This is a genomic window from Sagittula sp. (assembly GCF_052825245.1).
The window spans coordinates 34,025-54,426 of the sequence record NZ_JBRBWD010000038.1 but is presented as its reverse complement, the minus strand read 5'-3'; the positions used below and the strand labels follow the sequence as shown (position 1 = coordinate 54,426).

Here is a 20,402-nt window from a genome sequence, read left to right as displayed (position 1 = left end):
ACCTTCACACAGAAATGTTCCCTGATTTGAGGATGTTGCGATGCGCTTCATAACGATGATTTTACTTGTGGCGATGACCGGGCCTGCCTTCGCCCAGGAAACGCCCGCTCAGGCGCCGGCACAGGCCCCCGGCCGCATGACCGTCTCGGGCGAGGCAAAGGTCGTGGCGACCCCCGACATGGCGGTCCTGAGCCTCGGTGCGCAGGGACGCGGAGAGACGGCGGCGGAGGCGATGGATTCGACCTCGACCGCGGTGTCGGCGATCCTGAGCCGGTTGCAGGAACTCGGTGTCGCGGAGAACGACATCAAGACGACCTCGCTCAACCTCTCGGAAGAGCGGCGCTGGGACCGCGAGCAGGAGGTCGAGGTGTTCGAAGGCTACCGCGCGGAGAACCTCGTGGAGGTGCGCGTGCGCGACCTCGACGCGCTGGGGGCGATTCTCGGCGACGTTCTGGATGAAGGTGCGAACCGGATGCAGGGCCTGCAGTTCACGCTTCAGGACCCGCGCGAGGTCGAGGACGAGGCGCGCCGCCAGGCCGTCGCGGACGCCCGCGCCAAGGCGGAGCTTTACGCAGAGGCGGCAGGCGTGTCGCTGGGCTCGCTGGTGACGCTGACCGACAGCGCGACGCCCATCGTGCGCCCGATGGACCTGGCGGAGCCGGTGGTGATGGAAGCGCGTGCCGCAAAGGACGTGCCGGTCGCAGCGGGCGAGATCGAGATCCGCGCCGAAGTCACGATGACCTACGCGCTGGATCAGTGAGTTACGGGGCAGGGCGGAGATGATCCGCCCTGCCGTCACGCTGCCGGCGTCTTACGACAGCGACTTGTGCAGCGCCTGGTCCAGATCGGCGATCAGGTCCTTCGCATCCTCGATCCCGATGGAAATCCGCACCACGTCCGGCGCCGCCCCGGCCGCGACCTGCTGCTCTTCGGTGAGCTGGCGGTGGGTGGTGGAGGCGGAGTGGATCACCAGGCTGCGGGTGTCGCCGAGGTTGGCGACATGGCTGAAGATCTCCAGCGAATCCACGAACTTGATGCAGGCGTCGTAACCGCCCTTGAGCGCGACGGTGAACAGGCCGCCCGCGCCCTTCGGGCAGATCCGCGCCACGCGGTCATGGTAGGGCGAGCTGGCGAGACCGGCATAGGTCACGCCCTTCACCGCCTCGTGCTTCTCCAGCCAGGCGGCGATCTCCTTGGCGTTCTCCACGTGTTTCTGCATCCGGAGGCTCAGCGTCTCGATCCCCAGAAGCGTGTAATGCGCCGCCTGCGGGTTCAGCGTCATGCCGAGGTCGCGCAAACCGATGGCGATGCCGTGGAAGGTGAAGGCCAGCGGGCCGAAGGTCTCGTGGAATTTCAGCCCGTGGTAGGCCGGTTCCGGCGCCGAGAGCGACGGGAACTTGTCGGATGCGGACCAGTCGAACTTGCCGGAATCGACCACAACGCCGCCGGTGACGGTGCCGTTGCCCGTCAGGTACTTGGTCATCGAGTGCACGACCAGCGTCGCGCCGTGCTCGATGGGGCGACAGAGGTAGGGTGTGGCGGAGGTGTTGTCGACGATCAGCGGCAGCCCGGCCTTGTCGGCGATGGCGGCGATTGCGTCGAGGTCGGTGATATAGCCGCCGGGGTTGGCGATGGATTCGCAGAACACCGCGCGCGTGTCGTCGTCGATGGCCGCGGCCACCGCGTCGAGATCGTCGAAGTCGACGAACTTCGCGGACCAGCCGAAGCGCCTGATGGTCTGGCTGAACTGGGTGATCGAGCCGCCGTAAAGCCGGGTGGAGACGACGATGTTGCGCCCCGGACCCATCAGCGGGAACAGCGCCATGATCTGCGCCGCGTGGCCGGAGGAACAGCAGACCGCGCCCACACCGCCTTCGAGCACCGCGACGCGTTCCTGCAGGGCGGCAACGGTCGGGTTGGTCAGGCGGGAATAGATGTAGCCCACTTCCTGAAGGTTGAAGAGTGCGGCGGCGTGTTCGGCATCGCGAAAGACATAGGCCGTGGTCTGATAAATCGGCACCTGCCGTGCGCCGGTGGCCGGATCGGGCCGGGCGCCCGCGTGAATCTGCAGCGTGTCGAAGCCGAACTGGGGTGCATCAGTCATCTGTCCCTCTCCCTTTGGGTATTCGCGGCGACGGTATGCGAAGGGACGGGGGCGGACAAGCGCAAGCGCCCGCGCCGGACGCGCGCGCCGGAGGAAAGCTGCCCCAGCGTCAGGTCGGGCGGGCAGGGGACGCGGGGCGGAGGGGCGCCCCCCCGCCCTAGGGGTCAGCGCGCGGCTTCGACGCAGAGCACCGTGGGCAGGTGCTGCGCCAGTTCCTGCCAGCTGTCGCCCTCGTCGAAGCTGGCGAAAACCGACCCTGAGTTCGTGCCGAACCACAGCCCCGCGGCTGCGTCGGTGGTCATCGCCTGCCGCAGCACGGTGAAGTAGCAGTTCTCCTGCGGCAGCCCGGTGCGGCAGGCCTCCCACGTGTCGCCGCCGTCGCGCGACCGCCAGACCGCGGCACTGGCGTCGGGCGGGTAGCGGCCCTCCATGTCGCCGTTGAGCGGCAGGGTCCAGATCGTCTCGGGCTTCTCCGGATGGACGGCAATCGGGAAGCCGAAGGTGGAGGGCAACCCTTCGGTGATGTCGTCCCACGACCGCCCGCCATCGCGGGAGCGGAAGACGCCGTGGTGGTTCTGCTGGTAGAGAAGGTCCTCGTCGCCGCCCGCGCGGACGATGTTGTGCACGCAATGGCCGGTCTCGCCGTCCTTCGGTCCGGCCGGGTGGTGGGTGTGTCCGCAGGGGCCGAGGTTGCCCAGCCGGTTGCGCCGCTCCCAGCTTGCGCCGCCGTCGTCGGTGGCAAAGATCCCCGCGGCAGAGATGGCGAGCCAGACCTTTTCGGGCGTCTTCGGGGCCGAGACGATGCTGTGCAGCACCAGCCCCGCGCCGCCCGCCTGCCAGCTTTCTGCTGAAGGGTGGTCCGTCAGGCTTTCCACCGCCTGCCAGGACATCCCCTTGTCACCGCTGGAGAATAGCATTGCCGGTTTCGCACCGGCATAGATCCTGTCGCCCGCCTTGCCCAGCGACCAGATCGCCTTGATCCGTCCGCTGTAGGGGGCGGGGTCGGCGGTCGCGTCCAGGCCGAAGATCTTGGCGGCCTCCGGGTCTGCGCGGGCCCATGCGTCCATCTCTCCGTCGGCAAGCTTCACCACCTCCCAGGTCACGCCCTCGTCGGCAGAGCGCCAGATACCCGCGCCCGGGAAATCGCCGCCGCCACCCGCAAGCATCACGCCGTCGGAGCCGAGCGCGTGGTTGATCGGCCATCCGTCGCAATGCGGCCCGGAGAGGGCCCAGCCGTCGCGGCCGTTTTCGGATTTCAGAAGGAAAAGCCCCTTGGTGGTGCCGATGAATATGGTGGTGCAATGGCTCATGGTTAAACTCCTGTCGCGTGGCGCGAGACTAGCAGTTTCGGCGCGCCTTGTGTGAAAAGAGTTGATATCCACCCATTGCCGCGCGCAGAGTGGCAGATCCTTGCCAACAGGCCCCGTTCCGGTCGTAGATCGGGCGGCCGCTCCGCCTAGCGCATCCAGAAGCCTTCGCGCTTCAGCGTGTTGCGGATGGCCTGCTCGCGGCGGGGCAGGTCGTCGCGGTCGAAGAGCGCGCGGGCCTTCTGGCCGCGGCCCTGGTAGATCATGCGCTTGAACGGGTCGTACTGCTTCAGGATCTTCTTCAGGCGGTTGGGTTCCGTCACGCTTTCCAGCACCTCCACCGCCTTGTCCGATTCGCGCGCGTAAAGGAGCGGGATGGTGCGGTAGTGGCAGGTGACGGACCCGTCCAGCAGGCCCTCGGGCAGGGTGTCCTTGCCGCCGCCGAACGAATGGATCACCAGCGGCAGCGCGACCTGGTCGAGCCATGGGTCGAGCGACTGGCAGACGAGCGCCTCTGGCGGGTTGTCGCGGATTTCCAGTGCGTAGTCGAGGAACCGCTGACCGAAGACCTTCGGGCAGCGGTAGAAGAAGAACCCGGCGTTGAAGTAGAGATAGCGCTGCCAGTACTCGTCGGGCTGGCTCAGGTCGAGGCTCGACTCGAAATCCAGCCCGAAGCGGTCGTAGAGCGATTTCCAGATGCCCGTGTAGCCGGGGCCGTAAAGCTCCGGCTGAGGCCATGTGCCTTCGCGGCGCAGCGATGCGGTGGGCCGGTCGAAATCGAAGGGCACCGCGCCCAGGTCGTCCAGCACCAGCGTATCGGTGTCGAAGAACACGAAGGGTTCACCCTCGGGCAGGGCAAAGAGCGCCTCGATCTTGTTGCCGTACGGGTACTTGTTGCCGAAGTGGCGCGACTCGAAAGAGACGAAGGTCGCGCCAAGTTCCGTCAGCGCCTCGCGGATCTCCGCGTCGCGGATCGTCGGATCGTTTGGCCAGAGGGCGCCCGGAGCGGGTTCGGCCACGAACAGGCGGAACCCGTCCTTGGGAGAGCGTTCCGCGCGGGAGGCGGCGAACAGCAGCGCCTCGTAGGCCAGGCGGCCGTTCTGGCCGACGATGAGGATATTGACGGTTTGCGCGTCGCGCGCGGGGCGTGGCATGATAGGGCTGCTCGCATTTTTTCCGGCAGTATACGCGAGGACGCGCAGACCGAAAGCGCCGATCTGCCGACAGGTTTTAACGGGGAGATTGAGATGCTGGATGTGGTTCTGGTGATGATCGCGCTGGTGACGGGCGGCGGCGGGGCAGGGGCTGAGAGGGAGACATTGACCTTGGCGCCGGCGGAGACACCGGCCCCCGTGGCCTCATCCTCGTCGTCGTCAGAGGAGGCGCCGCCGCCGGTCACATCTTCCGAAGAGGCTCCCGCCGCTCTGCCGTACGAGGCCGAGCCGCAGGTGGCGACGGGCCGTTTCCTGACCGCGCTCGAGATCAAGCCGATCATGGGGGCCACGCGGGCCAACTGGGTCGCGGTGCGGGAATGGGACGGGCAGGACCTGATCTACGTGACCCACATCTGGAGCTGGCGCTGCGGGCTGGTGGCGATGAAGCTGGGCGTGAACGGCGCCGACCCCGAGGACTGGCCGCTGCCGCCCTGCCACGAGGACACCGCCCAGCCCAACGCCATGCTGGAGAGCGACGGGCTGCCCTACCGGGCCTTCCCGCTGAAGTCGGTGGAGACGGTCACGGTGGAGTTGATCTACGACGACCTGACGACCGAGCGGTCGACCTTCAACCGGCCGGGCGTGCTGATGCCCTGATGATCGTGCCCTGATCGTGATGGCGCAGGGAGGGCGGCGCACAGCCCCGCCCTACGATCCGCAGCACTTGCCCGAATCCGTCGTGGACAGATCCGGTCGGCGCTCAGACCTCGATGGCTTCCAGCACCTGCGGTTCGATCACCCTGACGCCGGGCAGGCCCGCCGCCAGCTTGTCGGCCGACTGTTCGAGCGCGTCGAAGGTGCGGTAATGGCAGGGGATCACGGTCTTGAAATCGAAGTAGGTCTTCGCGGCATACGCGGCCATTTCCATGTCCATGGTGTAGTAGCCGCCCGCCGACAGGATGCCGATGGTCGGTTTGAAGTAGTCCGCGATCCACGCCATGTCGGCCATCGGGCATGTGTCGCCGGAGAAATAGAGCACCTGTCCGCCGCTCTGGATGACGAAGCCCGCCTCCTGTCCCATGTAGGCCGCCGCGCCGTCGACCTTCATCGAGGAGGAATGCGAGGCCGGGACCATGGTCACCTTGACCTCGCCGAAGGTGATCGATCCGCCCATGTTGAACGCGTGCCCCTCCTTCGCGCCCATCGCCTGCAGCGCATGGCCCAGCTCGAAGATGGCGTGGACCGGCGCGCCGGTGCGTTCGGACACGTTGACGATGTCGCTCGTGTGGTCGAAATGCCCGTGGGTGACGAGGATCTGCGTCGCACTGCCGATGGCGGCCTCGGCATCCTTGCCTTCCATCATCGGGTTGCCGTCGATCCACGGGTCGATCAGCAGCACCTCGCCGCCGGTTTCGATGCGGAAACTGCCGTGGCCCATCCAGATGATCTTCATGTCTGTTCTCCCTGTGGTCTTCGGGGGGAAAGGCTAGCAGGGCGCGGCCCGAAGGCCAGAGGCGGGGCGCAGCAAATCCGGCTGCCGCGCGAGATTTCGCGATTGGCCGGTTGGTGGGGGCGACGGCGGCGCGGGGGCGGCTGGTGATCGCCACCTGCGGTCCGTTGCCGTGAATATCCGGAAAAGCGGGCAGCCCGGGGGCGGTATGCAGGCAGGGCGCGGCCTTATCCCGTCACATGCTTGCGGGCCGGGCGGCGGGGCGGTAAAGCGGCGCGTGAACTTTCTGCGAAAGAGGCCCCCATGTCGATCGACATCGAGACCGCCGCCCGCGTCGCCAAGCTTGCGCGGATCAAGGTGGAAGAGGACGACCTGCCCGCGCTGGCACATGCCTTCAACGACATCCTCGGGTTCATCGAGCAACTGAACGAGGTGGATGTCGAGGGCGTGGAGCCGATGGTCTCCGTCACGCCGATGCGGCTGAAGCGCCGCCAAGACGGGGTGACCGATGGCGGCATGCAGGACAAGGTCCTGTCGAACGCACCGGATGCCCGGGAAGGCTTCTTTGCGGTTCCGAAGGTGGTCGAGTGATGAGCGAACTGACGAAACTGAAGATTGCCGAGGCGCGCGATGCGCTGCGTTCCGGCGATGTGACCTCTGCCGAACTGACGGACGCCTGCCTTTCGGCGATCGACCAGGCCGATGCCCTGAACGCCTTCGTGCACAAAACGCCCGAAATCGCGCGCGAACAGGCGGCTGCGGCGGACGCGCGGCTGAAGGCGGGCGATGCGCCGTCGCTTTGCGGCATCCCGCTGGGCATCAAGGACCTGTTCTGCACCAAGGGCGTGGCCTCTCAGGCGGCGTCGCGGATCCTCGAAGGTTTCAGGCCCGAGTACGAATCCACCGTGACGACCAAGCTGTTCGAGGCTGGGTCGGTCATGCTGGGCAAGCTCAACATGGACGAATTTGCCATGGGGTCCTCGAACGAGACCTCGGTCTACGGCAACGCCGTCAACCCGTGGCGGCGCGGCAACGACGACGCGCAACTGACGCCCGGCGGCTCTTCGGGCGGCTCGGCGGCGGCGGTTGCGGCGGACCTGTGCCTTGGCGCGACCGGGACGGACACCGGCGGCTCCATCCGCCAGCCCGCCGCCTTCACCGGCATCACCGGGATCAAGCCGACCTACGGGCGTTGCTCTCGCTGGGGGATCGTGGCCTTCGCGTCCTCGCTGGACCAGGCGGGCCCGATGGCCAAGGACGTGCGCGACGCGGCGATCATGCTGCAGGCGATGTGCGGCCACGACCCGAAGGATTCGACCTCTGCCGACCTCGCGGTGCCGGACTTCGAAGCCATGCTGACCGGCGACATCAAGGGCAAGAAGATCGGTATCCCGAGGGAATACCACATGGACGGCATGCCCGCCGAGATCGACGCCCTCTGGGCATCGGGCTGCGACATGCTGCGTGACGCGGGCGCAGAGATCGTCGACATCTCGCTGCCGCACACGAAATACGCATTGCCCGCCTATTATGTCATCGCCCCGGCAGAGGCCTCTTCGAACCTCGCCCGCTATGACGGCGTGCGCTACGGCCACCGGGCGAAGCTGAGCCAGGGCGACGGCATCACCGAGATGTACGAAAAGACCCGCGCCGAAGGCTTTGGCGAAGAGGTCAAGCGCCGCGTCATGGTCGGCACCTACGTGTTGTCGGCGGGCTTCTACGACGCCTACTACAATCGTGCACGAAAGGTCCGGACCCTGATCAAGAAGGACTTCGAGGACGCGTTTCATGCAGGAATCGACGCGATTCTGACGCCTGCGACCCCCTCTGCCGCCTTCGGGCTGGGCGAGATGGTCGAGGCGGATCCGGTCGCGATGTACCTCAACGACGTGTTCACCGTTACGGTCAACCTGGCGGGTCTGCCGGGGGTTGCTGTGCCGACGGGTCTGAACGGTCACGGGCTGCCGCTCGGGCTTCAGCTGATCGGTCGTCCGTGGGAAGAGGGCGATCTGCTGAATACCGCCTATGCGCTGGAACGGGCCGCGGGGTTTGTTTCCAAACCCGTGCAATGGTGGTAAGGCGCTCGCCTGAAGAACCGGTGGGACAGGCAGGACATGTGATGCGGTATATCCTTTGTGGAGTGGCGGCGCTTGCGTTGACGGCGTGCACGACCTCCGTGCCCGACAGCGCGGCAGGGGTGGTCGACACGGGGCAGGGCGTCGGTTTCAACAACTACGACAGCTATCGCGCAGAGCGTGAGGCGCAGTTGAACGGCGCGACCGGCCAGTCCGCCCTGATCGCGCCGCCGGCAGACGTGCAGTCCGGGACGCTCGATCCGCAGGATGCGGCCGCTTCGCAGCAGGCCGCCGCGCTGAACTCCGGCCAGGCACCCATCGACGCGTCGCCCTCCAACCCGGCGCCGCAGATGGTCGAGAACTCGGCCGGGATCTCCGGCGAGAACGATTTCGACGCCGTCTCCGCGCAGCGTGACATCGCCGCCGACGCCGCGATGATCCAGCAGAACCGCGCGCAATACCAGGTGATCCAGCCGACCGATCTGCCGACCCGTCCGGGCACCAACCGCCCGAACATCGTGGAATACGCCCTGCGCACCACGAACCCCGTCGGCACCGCGCTTTACAAGCGGTCGTCGCTGCGGGCTGAGACGCGGTACCAGAACTCCTGCGGTGCCTTCGCCTCGCCGGACCTTGCGCAGGAAGAGTTCCTCGCGCTCGGCGGCCCGGAGAAGGACCGCAAGGGCATGGACCCGGACGGTGACGGCTACGCCTGCGGCTGGAACCCCGCGCCCTTCCGCGCCGCGAAGGGATGACGGCGGAGCCGGTCTGGCATCCTTCCCCCAACGTTGGTGACCGGCGCGGCGGTGTCGCGCCGGACATGATCGTCCTTCACTACACCGCGATGAAAAGCGCTGAGGCGGCGTGCGAGAGGCTCTGCGATCCGGCTGCGCAGGTTTCGGCCCATTACGTCGTGGCCGAGGACGGCCGCGCGTGGCAGCTGGTGCGTGAAGAGCATCGCGCCTGGCATGCCGGGGCAGGGGGCTGGGGCCCGGTCCGCGACGTGAACTCCCACAGCATCGGCATCGAGATCGCGAACACAGGCGCAGCGCCTTTCCCGGACCTGCAGATGACGGTTGTCGAAAACCTGCTGCGCGGGATCATGGCGCGCTGGCAAATCACTCCGGACCGGATCGTCGGGCATTCCGACACCGCGCCGGGGCGCAAGATCGACCCCGGCCCGCGGTTCGACTGGCGCAGGCTGGCACTTCAGGGGCTGTCGATCTGGCCCTCTGCCGCGGAAGCGCCGGGGGACTTCCTGCACGATGCACGTCGTTTCGGGTACGATGTGGAGGCCGCGGGGCAGGATGTCGTGCTGAACGCCTTCCGCATGCGGTTCCGTCCCTGGGCCGAAGGGTCGTTGGAGGACGAAGATCGGCGTCTGATGCACGATCTGGCCAATCGCTGGCCAGTCGCGCAGGCCGCGCTCGCTTAATCCAGCTTGTAGGGAAGCACGTCGCGCCGGTTCGGAGTGGTGGTCAGGCGCTTCTCAAGCGGCGGCACGGAGCGCTGGTGGCAGGACGTCCGCTCGCAGATCCGGCAGGAGATTCCGATGGGTTCGAAGGCGCTCGCCCGGGTGAAATCCATGTCGTCGGCGTAGACCAGCGCGGCGGCGTGGCGCACCTCGCAGCCGATGGCGATGGCGTAGCGCCGCACCGGCGCGCCGAAATGCCCGCCCGTCTTCGACACGTCGCGCGCCAGCGAGATGTAGCGCACACCATCCGGCGTCTCGGCAAGCTGGCGCAGGAAGCGGCCCGGCGTCTCGAAAGCGCGGTGCACGTTCCACAGGGGGCAGGCGCCGCCGAAGCGCGCGAACTGCAGCCGCGTGGCGGAGTGCCGTTTGGTGATCGTCCCGGCCTGATCGACTCGGACGAAGAAGAACGGCACCCCCTTCGCGCCCGGGCGTTGCAGGGTCGAGAGGCGATGCGCCACCTGTTCGATGGAGGCACCGAACCGCGCGGCCAGCAGTTCGAGGTCGTGGCGGGTTTCCTGCGCGGCGGACAGGAAGGCCTTGTAGGGCATCATGGCCGCGCCCGCGAAGTAGTTGGCCAGCCCCAGCTTGGCGATGGCGCGGGCCTCCTCGCTCTGGAAACGGGCGAGGTCGAGGGTCGCCTCGAGCAGCTGGTTCTGCCTGAGCAGCGCGATCTGCACGAACAGCTGGAAGGTCTGCGTCTCGACCGGCAGGAGCGAGGAGAGGGTCAGTTCCTGCCGCTCTGTGTCGAAGGCGCGCATGGGGGAGGCCTGCGAGAACCGGACCTTGATCCCGCCGATCTCCAGCCGGGCCACGGCGGCGGTGCGCAGGTCGCCCTCGCTGGCCAGAAGCCCGGCGAAGTGCTCGGCGGCGCGGTCCACGGCGTCGATGTAGTTGTCGCAGTAGTGGAAGAAATCGCGGACCTCTTCCCAGGGCGACGGCTGGAGTTGCGAGCCTTCGCGCCCCAGCGCCTCGTCGAGCGAGGCAAGCCGTTCGTGGGTCTGGCGATAGGCGCGGTGCAGAGCGAGGAAGGCGCGCGCCAGCACCGGGGCGTTGGACGCGGTCAGACGCAGGTCGGCCAGTTGCGGCGTGGCATCCCCGAAGACCGGGTCGGCCAGGGCCTCGCGCATGTCGGTGACCAGACGTTCCGCATCGCCTTGCCCCAGCTCGGTGACGTCGAAGCCGAACTCCTGCGCAAGCGCCAGCACAACCGTCGTAGACACCGGACGGTTGTTGTTTTCCATCTGGTTGAGATACGGCAGCGATATGCCCAGCTTGGCCGCGAAATCCTTCTGGGTCAGAGACAGTCGCCCGCGGATGTCCCGCAGCTTTGCGCCGGCATAAAGTTTCTGGGTCGCCATGGTCGTCCTGCTGTCTGCGCGTTTTGCAATTTTGCGGCTGCTCGAACCACTTTTTGCAACTTCACTCAGGCGACGTCCAGTCCTCTCAGTTGCCGTTCACGCCAGATCACTACCGAGATGGCGAGGATCGAGGCGACGGACGAGGCAAACATCATCCACAAAAGCGGCCATGCCCCGGTTTCCGGTGTCAGCATCGTGCCTGCCATCTGCGACAGCCCGGCGCCGCCGCCCAGCATGATGGCCCCGGCGAGACCGGAAGCCGTTCCGGCCAGGTGCGGACGCACGGACAGCGCGCCTGCCGTGGCGTTGGGGATGGTCATGCCGTTGCCCAGGCCCACCAGCGTCATGAAGCCGAAGAAAGTCCACTGGCTGCCGAAGCCCGCCGCGAAGACGAGGATCGATATGGCGAGGCCCAGGCTTACGATGCACGCGCCCCAGAGGATCATGCGGTTGATGCCGAAGCGGGCGGAGAACCGTCCGGAGATGAAGTTGCCGAGGAAATAGCCGACCGCCGGTGCGCCGAAGAAGTACCCGAGGTTGGCGGTGGTCAGGCCGAAGACCTCAATGCCGACGAAGGACGCGCCGCCCACGTAGGAGAAGAACGCACCGGAGGAGAAGGCGCAGGCCAGCGCATAGCCCCAGAACCGCGGCGAGCGGAAAAGCTCCGGGTACTGGCTGAACTGCTTGCCAAGGGTCAGCCCGCTTCGGGTGGCCGTCTCTCCGAGGTCGCCCCACACGAGGGCCAGCATCAGGACACCCGCCACCAGCATCAGCCAGAAGTTGGAGTGCCAGCCGAAGGCCTCCGCCAGTGCGCCGCCGAAGATCGGTGCGACCATGGGGACCAGCGACATGCCCATCGTGACGTAGCCGATCATCGAGGCGGCCTCGTCCGGGGGGTACAGGTCGCGGACCACGGCGCGGGACAGGACCATGCCGACGACCACGCTGGCCTGCATCATGCGGAAGGCGAGGAACACCTTCACATCGGTCGCCAGGATGCAGCCGATCGTCGCCAGGACGAAGATCGCAAGCCCGCCGAGGATCACCGGCCGACGTCCGAGGTTGTCGGCAATCGGCCCGATCAGAAGCTGGAGAATCGCGTTCATCAGCAGCGTCAGAGAGATCGCGAGCTGCATGATGTGGTACTCGGTCTCGTACCAGTCCGCCATGATCTGCAGCGCCGGAACGAAGACGTTCAGCGTCAGCGCCGTCATGCTGGCCAGCAGGACGAGCGTCAGGATATGAGGAGGGGTGGAGCGGTCCAGAAACCGCGCGTGTCTGCTGGGGGTCATGCGAAAGACGGGTAGGGCGGTGCGCCTCGTTTGTCCATCCGGATACATGCCTTTCTCATGTAGTATTCAATTTTGCAATTTGCATTCGTGATTATTTCCAGACTTTGCAAATTTGCGAGGAAATGCTTGAGTGGGCGCGCGCGCCCTGTATGTTCCGCCCAAACGGAAAGGGGCCGCCGATGAAGGACATTATCCAGGAACTGCACGACCGCCGCGAGAACGCCCGTCTGGGCGGGGGACAGAAGCGGATCGACGCGCAGCACGCCAAGGGCAAGCTGACGGCGCGGGAACGGATCGAGCTGCTGCTCGACGAGGGATCCTTCGAGGAATACGACACCTTCGTCGCCCACCGCTGCACCGACTTCGGCATGGAGCAGAATCGCCCCTACGGCGACGGTGTTGTGACCGGCTGGGGGACGATCAACGGCCGCATGGCCTATGTCTTCAGCCAGGACTTCACCGTGCTGGGCGGCTCGGTTTCCGCCACCCACGCGCAGAAGATCTGCAAGATCATGGACATGGCGATGCAGAACGGCGCGCCGGTCATCGGTCTGAACGACAGCGGCGGTGCGCGTATCCAAGAGGGCGTCGACGCGCTGGCGGGCTACGCCGACATCTTCCAGAAGAACATCGAGGCCTCGGGCGTGATCCCGCAGATCTCTGTCATCATGGGGCCATGCGCCGGCGGTGCCGTCTATTCGCCCGCGATGACCGACTTCATCTTCATGGTGAAGGACACCTCCTACATGTTCGTCACCGGCCCCGACGTGGTGAAGACCGTGACCAACGAAATCGTCACCGCCGAAGAACTCGGCGGCGCGTCCACCCACACGAAGAAGTCCTCGGTCGCCGACGGTGCCTTCGAGAACGACGTGGAGGCGCTGGCCGAGGTGCGCCGGCTTGTCGACTTCCTGCCGCTCAACAACCGCGAAAAGCCCCCGGTGCGCCCGTTCTTCGACGAGGTCGACCGGGTCGAGGCATCGCTCGACACGCTGATCCCCGACAACCCCAACATGCCCTACGACATGAAGGAGTTGATCAACAAGGTCGCGGACGAGGGCGATTTCTATGAGATCCAGCAGGACTTTGCGGGCAACATCATCACCGGTTTCATCCGCCTCGAAGGGCAGACCGTGGGTGTCGTCGCCAACCAGCCGATGGTGCTGGCCGGGGTTCTGGACATCGATTCGAGCCGCAAGGCCGCGCGTTTCGTGCGCTTCTGCGACTGTTTCGAGATCCCGATCCTGACTTTCGTGGACGTGCCGGGCTTCCTGCCGGGGACCGCGCAGGAATACAATGGCGTCATCAAGCACGGCGCGAAACTGCTGTTCGCCTACGGCGAGGCGACCGTGCCGATGGTCACCGTCATCACCCGCAAGGCCTATGGCGGCGCCTATGACGTGATGGCGTCGAAGCATATGAAAGCTGACGTGAACTATGCCTGGCCCACGGCGCAGATCGCGGTAATGGGCGCGAAGGGCGCGGCAGAGATCATCCATCGCGCCGATCTGGGCGACCCGGAGAAGATCAAGGCCCATGCCGATGCTTACGAGGAGCGGTTCGCCAACCCCTTCATCGCGGCAGAGCGGGGCTTCATCGACGAGGTCATCCAGCCGCGGTCGACCCGGCGCCGCGTGGCACGCGCCTTCGCGATGCTGCGCAACAAGCGGCAGTCGATGCCGTGGAAGAAGCACGACAACATTCCGCTGTGAGCCGATGATGCAGGGGGAGGTCGCAATCCGCCGTCTGAAGGGCGGCTGGGTCGAACAACGGTCGGCCGAGGGCTATGTTCTGGCCCGCGAATGGCCGCCGCGACTGGATGTTTCCGCCATGTCAACCTTTCCGGATCTGAGCGCCTCGCGACTCGCCCGGCAAATTCGTCAGGACCTCTGGAGAGCCCTTAAAAATATGCGTGGATTCTCGCCCATCGTGCAAATTCACTTTACGTTACAGGGAATGACTGTTACCGCTGGAGGGCGCGTTTGCGGACGCGCGCCACGGGGAATCGCTTCGCAGATTCAAGCCCTTCTGGACAACCCCGCCAATCGTGAGCGGTGGATCACATGGGCCCGGAGGCGCACGCAATGAGCGCAATGAGACACCATGCCCCGGGTGCGCCCGGGGCAGCAGCGGCCCCGGCGGGAGGAGCGAGCGCGTCAAAGCGAACGTGCCGGGGCTGCCACATGATCACCCGGATTCCGCTGTTCGTTTCGCTGATCTCGGCCCTTTCCGCGCCCGTCGCGGCGGGGGAGCCGGAGGTTGAGCGCATCCTGCCGGTATCCGGCCTTTCCGTCGCCTTCTTCGACCTGATCGACGACACGCCGACATGGCGGATCCGGTTCACCGCGCCGGGCCTCGCGTCCGAGGACGTGGACTACGCATCGGTGTCCGACGACATGGCGTGGCTGTGCCAGGAAGAGGCGCTGCCGCGCCTCGAAGCTGTCGCTGCGTCACCCGAACACATCGTCGTCACGCTGATGCAGGAGCCGGTGGAATTCGGCGCCGCGATGCCCGGAATCCGCCAGTTTTTCGAAAGCTACACGGTCGAAGACGGCCTCTGCATCTGGGAGGTCTACTGATGACTCCACTATATCTAGCGCAAAATGCCCCATCTGGACGGGTTTATGCGTCTTCCGAGTCACAGGTGAAATCGCTTGCTCGGACCGCGTATCTTTTCCCCCGCAAGGCCGTTATTCTGACACGCGATTGCACCCAAGCAATCGACACCTCGAAAGGGGGGGCGGCAAAGTGCGGCCTCCCGTTCAATGACAGGAGCAAGAGATGTCCAAGAGCATCAAACTGCTTGCCATGCTTTCGGTTGTCGCCGGCCTCTCGGCTTGCGCACAGCAGGAAGAAGAAGAGTACGTCGTGGTCAACCCTGAGCCGATCAGCGTTGAGCCGGTGTACACGGGCAAGTACAAGTAAGAACCTATCGGGGCGGGTGGTAACCCCGCTCGTCCCGACATTTCTATCGAGCACGGCTGATCGGGCCCCGTCGAACGAGGGCCGGACATGCTGAAGCACCGCGGTTTTCCGGGCCGCCTGCCAGGCACGGACTTTCAGTTCACGATCCGTCGCGCCAATCCTAAGGGCGCGACGCCTATCGTACGGCGCGACCGCTATCGCGACCGGCGCGCGCCAGACCGCAAGGCCGACTGGGTCTTTATGTCGGCGCTGTGGTATCACTTCGGCGACCAACCCTTCGAACGCGGCAACCTCGATGCCGGACGTCTGTCGTGGCTGTTCGGCCGCGAGGTCCTGCCCTACGACGACCCCTTCGATCCGGAGTCCTACGAGGCCCGCCTGATCATCGACGAGACCGCCGCGCGCGCATCCTTCCCCGAGGCCTTCGACGACCAGGAGCCGTGGGAAAAATGACCGTGCGCGTGGTTTTGCCGATCTCCCGATTTTATGCGCGGCACAATGCCGACGGGAATCTGCAGGCCATTTCACACTTTGCCGCGAGCGCCGCTTCTGCCAGCCTGACGACAGGTCAAGGGTTCAGTCCGTACAAGGCTGTCCGTTCCGCCCTTGCCCGTTCCCCAAAGGGGCGGCCGCACTTGTCCCCAGTACGGTCGCCCCGCCCTTGGGAGCACTTCCAGGAATGGTCGGATCGTCAGGAGTGTGTGTCATGCCACGTCATGCGGAGAAACTTCTGGAAGTTTGCACCTCTTTGGGCGACTCTGACCGCAGAGCAGAAAAAACATAAGCCTGAGGCAGACAGATGCAGACCCTTCGTATATCTTTCGCCATATTGGCGATGTTCCTGCTTGCAAGTTGTGGCGACACGCTTGGAGAGCAGGCCGTCGTGGGCATGGGCGCCGGTGGCGCCGCAGCCATGGTCCTTGAAAAGGACGCCATCACGGGCGCGGCCGTCGGTGCCGCGGCCAACATCGCCTATTGCAGGACATATCCGTCGCGCTGCTGAAAACAGGACGATACGCGCGCGTGCCGGGGTTTTCGTCAAAAATTTTCTGAAAAATGACGAAGACCCGGGAACCTTGTGCCCCGCGCGTGCGTATGGTCGTACGAATAATCAAAACTATCCGGCCTTTTCCAAGGAGGACATCCAATGCGCATTCTCACCCTCACCGCCGCTCTCGCTGCGACCCTCGGCCTTGCGGCCTGCGAAGGCACCGATCTGGAGCGCGGCGCTCTGGGGGCCGGTATCGGCGCGGCAACCGCGGCAGCGACCAACCGCAACGTGGCGGCAGGTGCAGCCATCGGCGGCGCAGCCGGTGTGGTCTGCGACGACGTCACACCGCAGCTCTGCAACTGATCGCAAGCTGACATCCGGCCTGCGCCTTCGCGGCGCATTCGGGCCGACAGTTACGGAAACACGCCGTCCGGGGCTTTGTCCCCGGGCGGCGTTTTCGTGTGCCCACATTCCCTGCCGAGGCGGGGCGACAGACGACACGCCCGGGGCGTGACGACAAGGAACACGCCCTCGGCGTGACGAACGAAGGGACGAGAGATGTTTGAAAAGATCCTGATCGCGAACCGGGGCGAAATCGCCTGCCGGGTCATCAAGACCGCGCGCAAGATGGGCATCAAGACGGTGGCCGTCTACTCCGACGCAGACAAGCACGCGCTGCACGTCGAGATGGCCGACGAGGCCGTGCACATCGGCCCGCCGCCCGCCAACCAGTCCTACATCGTGATCGACAAGATCATGGATGCCATCGCAAAGACCGGCGCGCAGGCGGTGCACCCGGGCTACGGTTTCCTGTCCGAGAACCCGAAATTCGCGCAGGCGCTCGAAAAGGTCTCCGTCGCGTTCATCGGCCCCCCGGTCAAGGCGATCGAGGCAATGGGCGACAAGATCACCTCGAAGAAGATCGCGCAGGAGGCGGGCGTCAGCACCGTGCCCGGCTACATGGGTCTGATCGAGGATGCCGACGAGGCGGTGAAGATCTCCAACGAGATCGGCTATCCGGTGATGATCAAGGCCTCAGCCGGCGGCGGTGGCAAGGGGATGCGGATCGCCTGGAACGACGCGGAGGCACGCGAAGGCTTCCAGTCGTCGAAGAACGAAGCGGCCAGCAGTTTCGGCGACGACCGCATCTTCATCGAGAAGTTCGTGACCCAGCCGCGCCACATCGAGATCCAGGTCCTGTGCGATGCGCATGGCAACGGCATCTACCTGAACGAACGCGAATGCTCGATCCAGCGCCGCAACCAGAAGGTTGTCGAAGAGGCACCGTCGCCCTTCCTTGACGAGGCCACCCGCAAGGCGATGGGCGAGCAGGCCGTCGCGCTGGCGAACGCGGTGGGCTACGCCTCCGCCGGGACGGTGGAATTCATCGTCGACGGCGAGAAGAACTTCTATTTCCTCGAGATGAACACCCGCCTGCAGGTGGAGCATCCGGTGACCGAGCTGATCACCGGCGTCGACCTTGTCGAACAGATGATCCGCGTCGCCAACGGCGAGCCGCTGTCGATCACCCAGGACGACGTGAAGATAAACGGCTGGGCCATCGAGAACCGCCTCTACGCCGAGGACCCGTACCGCAACTTCCTGCCCTCCATCGGGCGTCTGACCCGCTACCGTCCGCCGGAAGAGGGCGAGCTGGGTGAGGGCATCGTGCGCAACGACACCGGCGTCTTCGAGGGCGGCGAGATCTCCATGTACTACGACCCGATGATCGCCAAGCTCTGCACCTGGGGGCCGACCCGCGAGGCCGCCATCGAGGTGATGCGCAACGCGCTCGATTCGTTCGAGGTGGAGGGGATTGGGCATAACCTGCCGTTCGTCGCCGCCGTGATGGATCACCCGAAGTTCATCTCGGGCGACATGACCACCGCCTTCATCGCCGAGGAATATCCCGACGGCTTCGACGGCGTGACCCTGGACGAGGCGCAACTGAAGCGCGTGGCCGCCGCCGCCGCCGCGATGAACCGCGTGGCGGAGATCCGGCGAACCCGCGTGACCGGACGCCTCGGCAACCACGAACGCCGTGTCGGCGCCGAATGGAATGTGTCGCTGCAGGACACCTCCTTCGACGTGACCATCGACGCCGACCAGAAGGGCGCAACCATCGCCTTTGCCGAGGGCGGCACGATGCGGGTCGAGGGCGCCTGGACGCCGGGCCAGAGCCTCGCGTGGATGACCGTGGACGGCGCGCCGCTGGTCCTGAAGGTCGACAAGATCACCCAGGGCTTCCGCCTGCGCACCCGCGGCGCCGACCTGAAGGTGCATGTCCGCAGCCCGCGCCAGGCCGAGCTGGCCCGGCTGATGCCCGAGAAGCAGGCCCCCGATACTTCAAAGCTGCTGCTCTGCCCGATGCCCGGCCTGATCGTGAAGATCGACGTGGAGGAAGGGCAGGAAGTGCAGGAGGGCCAGGCGCTCTGCACCGTCGAGGCAATGAAGATGGAGAACATCCTGCGCGCCGAGAAGAAGGGCGTGGTGTCCAAGATCAACGCGGGCCCGGGCGACAGCCTGAGGGTCGACGACGTGATCATGGAATTCGAGTGAGACCATGGCGGCAGGCGGCAGGCAGGGGCAGAGAGGCAGGTGTCGGACGGGTGTCCGGCGGCCCTTTCCGCTGCGCCCGCCGGCTGCCGCCGCACCTCTCTGTGTGCACACTGCTTTTGGACCCGTGACCTCCGGACAATTTCCGGTTTATTGTCGGCGCGGGACGGGAACGAGTGGGGACACGGGCGATGGTGCGACGCGTCGCGGCAATCTGGCTGATGCACAGCCTGGCCTTTCTGGCCGGGCTGATCGTGTCCGGCGTTGTCGCGGTGGGTCTCTGGGCGGTGGTGCCCGCGGCCGGGCCGACCTGGATGCTGTTCGGCATGGCGCTTTCGGTCTCCATCGTGGCGGTGGGCGCGGGCTACGGCCTTTACCTGACGCTGGTGGGGCTGCTCCTCGATGTGGATCTCGGCTGGGCGTACTACCTGCTGGGGCCGGTCATCGTGCTGGTGGTCATGGCGCTGGTGTTCCTCGGGGTCTACTGGCACATCCTGACCGTGGGGCAGGGCAGCCTTGCGGGCTACGTGGCGCTTTTCGTGATCGGCGGGGCGATCCTGACCCATCGCGCCACGGGCATCCGGCCCCTGACGGAGGCCGAGGAAGACGCCTGACCGGCGCCTCCCGGCCCGGCGAAACGAAGTCTCAAGACCTTGCGCTTACCCTCCCGGCCCGTACCGAACGGCCGGAGGCAGGACATGATGCGGATCGCAAACCACGTGGTGCTGCTGTTGTCGGCGCTGCTGGTGCTGTCGTCCTGCCTTCCCCTCGACAAGGAGGAGGAGGTCCGCGCCGAACTCTCCGGCCTTGTCTACCTGGCTCAGACCCGTCGCTTCACGTCGAAGCCCACCTGCACGGCGGCGATCTTCGACCTCGCGTCCTCCTCGGTGCGCAGCCAGTCGGTGCGGATCGTCTCGGACGTGCGCTCCGGGCTGCGGCTGGTGAAGTCGGGTCGCGTGGTGGCCTTCGACGTGCCGGGGGCCAACCCCAACACCGTGTCGGAGCAGCTGATGTCCATCAGCCTGGAGGAGGGCATGGGCCTGCTCTCCAGCTTCATCGGGCCGTCGATGGCCTGCATGGACGACCAGTTCCAGCTCGATGCCTATTACGCGCTGATGTCGGAGCAGAGCCTGACGATCTACGACCCGGCGAACAACGCGATAATGCTGCTGCACCGCAGCGCGCGGCTGCTGTTCTTCATGCGCGGCAACGTCTGAGGGCGGCTCAGAAGCCCTTCAGCTCGTCCTGCCGGAGCGGCAGCTTGTCGATGGAGCGGGAGATTTCCCTGACCGACCATGGGCCCGGCTTGCGGGTGACGATGGTGCCGTCCTTGGCCATCACCACCAGCATGAAGCCGCGCGGCCGCAGCGCCTTGCGGACGGAGGTCATCGCCTCTGGGTCGCTGTCGACGATGATCACCACGTCGCGTTCCTCCAGCGCCGAATACCGCTCGGTCAGCAGTTCGATCTGTTCCTGGAAGCGCGGATCGGCGGCATTGTCGGCAAAGACCACCACCGGACGCTTGATCCAGAGCCAGTCGGACAGGGATGTCTCGGCGGCGTCGAGGACGACCGGCCTCTCGGCTTCGGTCTCGACCTCGTTGTCTGCGGCCCACGCCTGTGTCGGGGGGGCGGCCCCCAGGCTAAGAACGGCGATCAGGCATAAAATCCAACGCATGTCAGCAGATATATGCTGCCCGACGCGGCCTGCACAGTG

22 protein-coding genes are annotated in these 20,402 nt (G+C 65.9%); 15 read left to right on the top strand and 7 right to left on the bottom strand.

The window, feature by feature from the left end; genetic code table 11:
- Positions 1-40 precede the first annotated feature (40 nt).
- Complete coding sequence (locus ACU0DV_RS17110; protein ID WP_370313413.1) at positions 41-760, top strand: SIMPL domain-containing protein; 720 nt, start codon at positions 41-43, stop codon at positions 758-760.
- A 51-nt stretch (positions 761-811) separates the two neighbouring features.
- Here the strand turns inward: ACU0DV_RS17110 and ACU0DV_RS17105 are convergent, their stop codons facing one another.
- From ACU0DV_RS17105 to ACU0DV_RS17095, 3 genes are all read right to left on the bottom strand, one after another.
- A complete protein-coding gene (locus tag ACU0DV_RS17105) occupies positions 812-2,104 on the bottom strand; it encodes an O-acetylhomoserine aminocarboxypropyltransferase/cysteine synthase family protein (protein WP_100927166.1) in 1,293 nt (430 codons plus the stop codon).
- 164 nt (positions 2,105-2,268) lie between these two features.
- Complete coding sequence (locus tag ACU0DV_RS17100) at positions 2,269-3,414, bottom strand: WD40/YVTN/BNR-like repeat-containing protein (protein ID WP_446243132.1); 1,146 nt, start codon at positions 3,412-3,414, stop codon at positions 2,269-2,271.
- Positions 3,415-3,560: 146 nt separating this feature from the next.
- Positions 3,561-4,565: a hypothetical protein gene (locus ACU0DV_RS17095; RefSeq protein ID WP_446243133.1), complete on the bottom strand. Its 1,005-nt coding sequence runs from the start codon at positions 4,563-4,565 to the stop codon at positions 3,561-3,563.
- A gap of 93 nt (positions 4,566-4,658) precedes the next feature.
- Between ACU0DV_RS17095 and ACU0DV_RS17090 the strand changes: the two genes are divergently transcribed.
- Positions 4,659-5,222: a hypothetical protein gene (locus ACU0DV_RS17090; protein ID WP_446243134.1), complete on the top strand. Its 564-nt coding sequence runs from the start codon at positions 4,659-4,661 to the stop codon at positions 5,220-5,222.
- Positions 5,223-5,325: 103 nt separating this feature from the next.
- On the opposite strand, the gene ACU0DV_RS17085 is transcribed toward ACU0DV_RS17090, so the two are convergent.
- Complete coding sequence (locus tag ACU0DV_RS17085) at positions 5,326-6,018, bottom strand: metal-dependent hydrolase (protein ID WP_446243135.1); 693 nt, start codon at positions 6,016-6,018, stop codon at positions 5,326-5,328.
- 300 nt (positions 6,019-6,318) lie between these two features.
- Here ACU0DV_RS17085 and gatC point away from each other — a divergent pair, with 300 nt between their 5' ends.
- From gatC to ACU0DV_RS17065, 4 genes are read left to right on the top strand one after another with little or no spacing between them, the layout of a single operon-like run.
- Positions 6,319-6,606 carry an Asp-tRNA(Asn)/Glu-tRNA(Gln) amidotransferase subunit GatC gene (gene gatC / locus ACU0DV_RS17080; RefSeq protein WP_100927162.1) on the top strand — a complete coding sequence of 96 codons (288 nt, stop codon included), beginning with the start codon at positions 6,319-6,321 and terminating at the stop codon, positions 6,604-6,606.
- A complete protein-coding gene (gene gatA / locus ACU0DV_RS17075) occupies positions 6,606-8,093 on the top strand; it encodes an Asp-tRNA(Asn)/Glu-tRNA(Gln) amidotransferase subunit GatA (RefSeq protein WP_446243136.1) in 1,488 nt (495 codons plus the stop codon). Before gatC ends, gatA begins: the two co-directional genes overlap by 1 nt.
- Before the next feature lie 41 nt (positions 8,094-8,134).
- The gene (locus ACU0DV_RS17070) at positions 8,135-8,845 is read left to right on the top strand and encodes a hypothetical protein (protein ID WP_198521802.1); all 711 of its coding nucleotides are present in this window, start codon (positions 8,135-8,137) and stop codon (positions 8,843-8,845) included.
- Positions 8,842-9,525, top strand: coding sequence for an N-acetylmuramoyl-L-alanine amidase (locus ACU0DV_RS17065; protein WP_446243137.1), 684 nt, complete (start codon positions 8,842-8,844; stop codon positions 9,523-9,525). Before ACU0DV_RS17070 ends, ACU0DV_RS17065 begins: the two co-directional genes overlap by 4 nt.
- Here ACU0DV_RS17065 and ACU0DV_RS17060 read toward each other — a convergent pair.
- Together ACU0DV_RS17060 and ACU0DV_RS17055 are read right to left on the bottom strand one after the other, a co-directional pair.
- Complete coding sequence (locus ACU0DV_RS17060; protein WP_100927158.1) at positions 9,522-10,922, bottom strand: helix-turn-helix domain-containing protein; 1,401 nt, start codon at positions 10,920-10,922, stop codon at positions 9,522-9,524. The genes ACU0DV_RS17065 and ACU0DV_RS17060 overlap by 4 nt on opposite strands.
- Positions 10,923-10,987: 65 nt before the next feature.
- A complete protein-coding gene (locus ACU0DV_RS17055) occupies positions 10,988-12,214 on the bottom strand; it encodes a multidrug effflux MFS transporter (RefSeq protein ID WP_100927157.1) in 1,227 nt (408 codons plus the stop codon).
- 179 nt (positions 12,215-12,393) lie between these two features.
- Here ACU0DV_RS17055 and ACU0DV_RS17050 point away from each other — a divergent pair, with 179 nt between their 5' ends.
- The 9 genes from ACU0DV_RS17050 to ACU0DV_RS17010 all read left to right on the top strand — a co-directional run bounded on the left by ACU0DV_RS17050 (position 12,394) and on the right by ACU0DV_RS17010 (position 19,903).
- A complete protein-coding gene (locus ACU0DV_RS17050) occupies positions 12,394-13,926 on the top strand; it encodes an acyl-CoA carboxylase subunit beta (RefSeq protein ID WP_283982915.1) in 1,533 nt (510 codons plus the stop codon).
- A gap of 471 nt (positions 13,927-14,397) precedes the next feature.
- Complete coding sequence (locus ACU0DV_RS17045; RefSeq protein WP_446243138.1) at positions 14,398-14,793, top strand: DUF6497 family protein; 396 nt, start codon at positions 14,398-14,400, stop codon at positions 14,791-14,793.
- Positions 14,794-14,995: 202 nt separating this feature from the next.
- Positions 14,996-15,139, top strand: a complete 144-nt coding sequence (locus ACU0DV_RS17040; protein WP_005856236.1) for a hypothetical protein — start codon at positions 14,996-14,998, stop codon at positions 15,137-15,139.
- Between the two features lie 87 nt (positions 15,140-15,226).
- A complete protein-coding gene (locus ACU0DV_RS17035; RefSeq protein ID WP_100927154.1) occupies positions 15,227-15,592 on the top strand; it encodes a hypothetical protein in 366 nt (121 codons plus the stop codon).
- 346 nt (positions 15,593-15,938) lie between these two features.
- The gene (locus tag ACU0DV_RS17030; protein ID WP_100927153.1) at positions 15,939-16,142 is read left to right on the top strand and encodes a hypothetical protein; all 204 of its coding nucleotides are present in this window, start codon (positions 15,939-15,941) and stop codon (positions 16,140-16,142) included.
- A 144-nt stretch (positions 16,143-16,286) separates the two neighbouring features.
- Complete coding sequence (locus ACU0DV_RS17025; protein WP_005856230.1) at positions 16,287-16,493, top strand: hypothetical protein; 207 nt, start codon at positions 16,287-16,289, stop codon at positions 16,491-16,493.
- A gap of 195 nt (positions 16,494-16,688) precedes the next feature.
- Positions 16,689-18,689, top strand: coding sequence for an acetyl-CoA carboxylase biotin carboxylase subunit (locus ACU0DV_RS17020; protein WP_446243139.1), 2,001 nt, complete (start codon positions 16,689-16,691; stop codon positions 18,687-18,689).
- Between the two features lie 188 nt (positions 18,690-18,877).
- On the top strand, positions 18,878-19,300 hold the full coding sequence (locus tag ACU0DV_RS17015) for a hypothetical protein (RefSeq protein ID WP_283982918.1): 423 nt from the start codon (positions 18,878-18,880) through the stop codon (positions 19,298-19,300).
- 84 nt (positions 19,301-19,384) lie between these two features.
- On the top strand, positions 19,385-19,903 hold the full coding sequence (locus ACU0DV_RS17010) for a hypothetical protein (protein ID WP_446243140.1): 519 nt from the start codon (positions 19,385-19,387) through the stop codon (positions 19,901-19,903).
- Between the two features lie 7 nt (positions 19,904-19,910).
- Here the strand turns inward: ACU0DV_RS17010 and ACU0DV_RS17005 are convergent, their stop codons facing one another.
- Complete coding sequence (locus ACU0DV_RS17005) at positions 19,911-20,363, bottom strand: DUF4174 domain-containing protein (RefSeq protein ID WP_283982920.1); 453 nt, start codon at positions 20,361-20,363, stop codon at positions 19,911-19,913.
- Between the last annotated feature and the right edge of the window lie 39 nt (positions 20,364-20,402).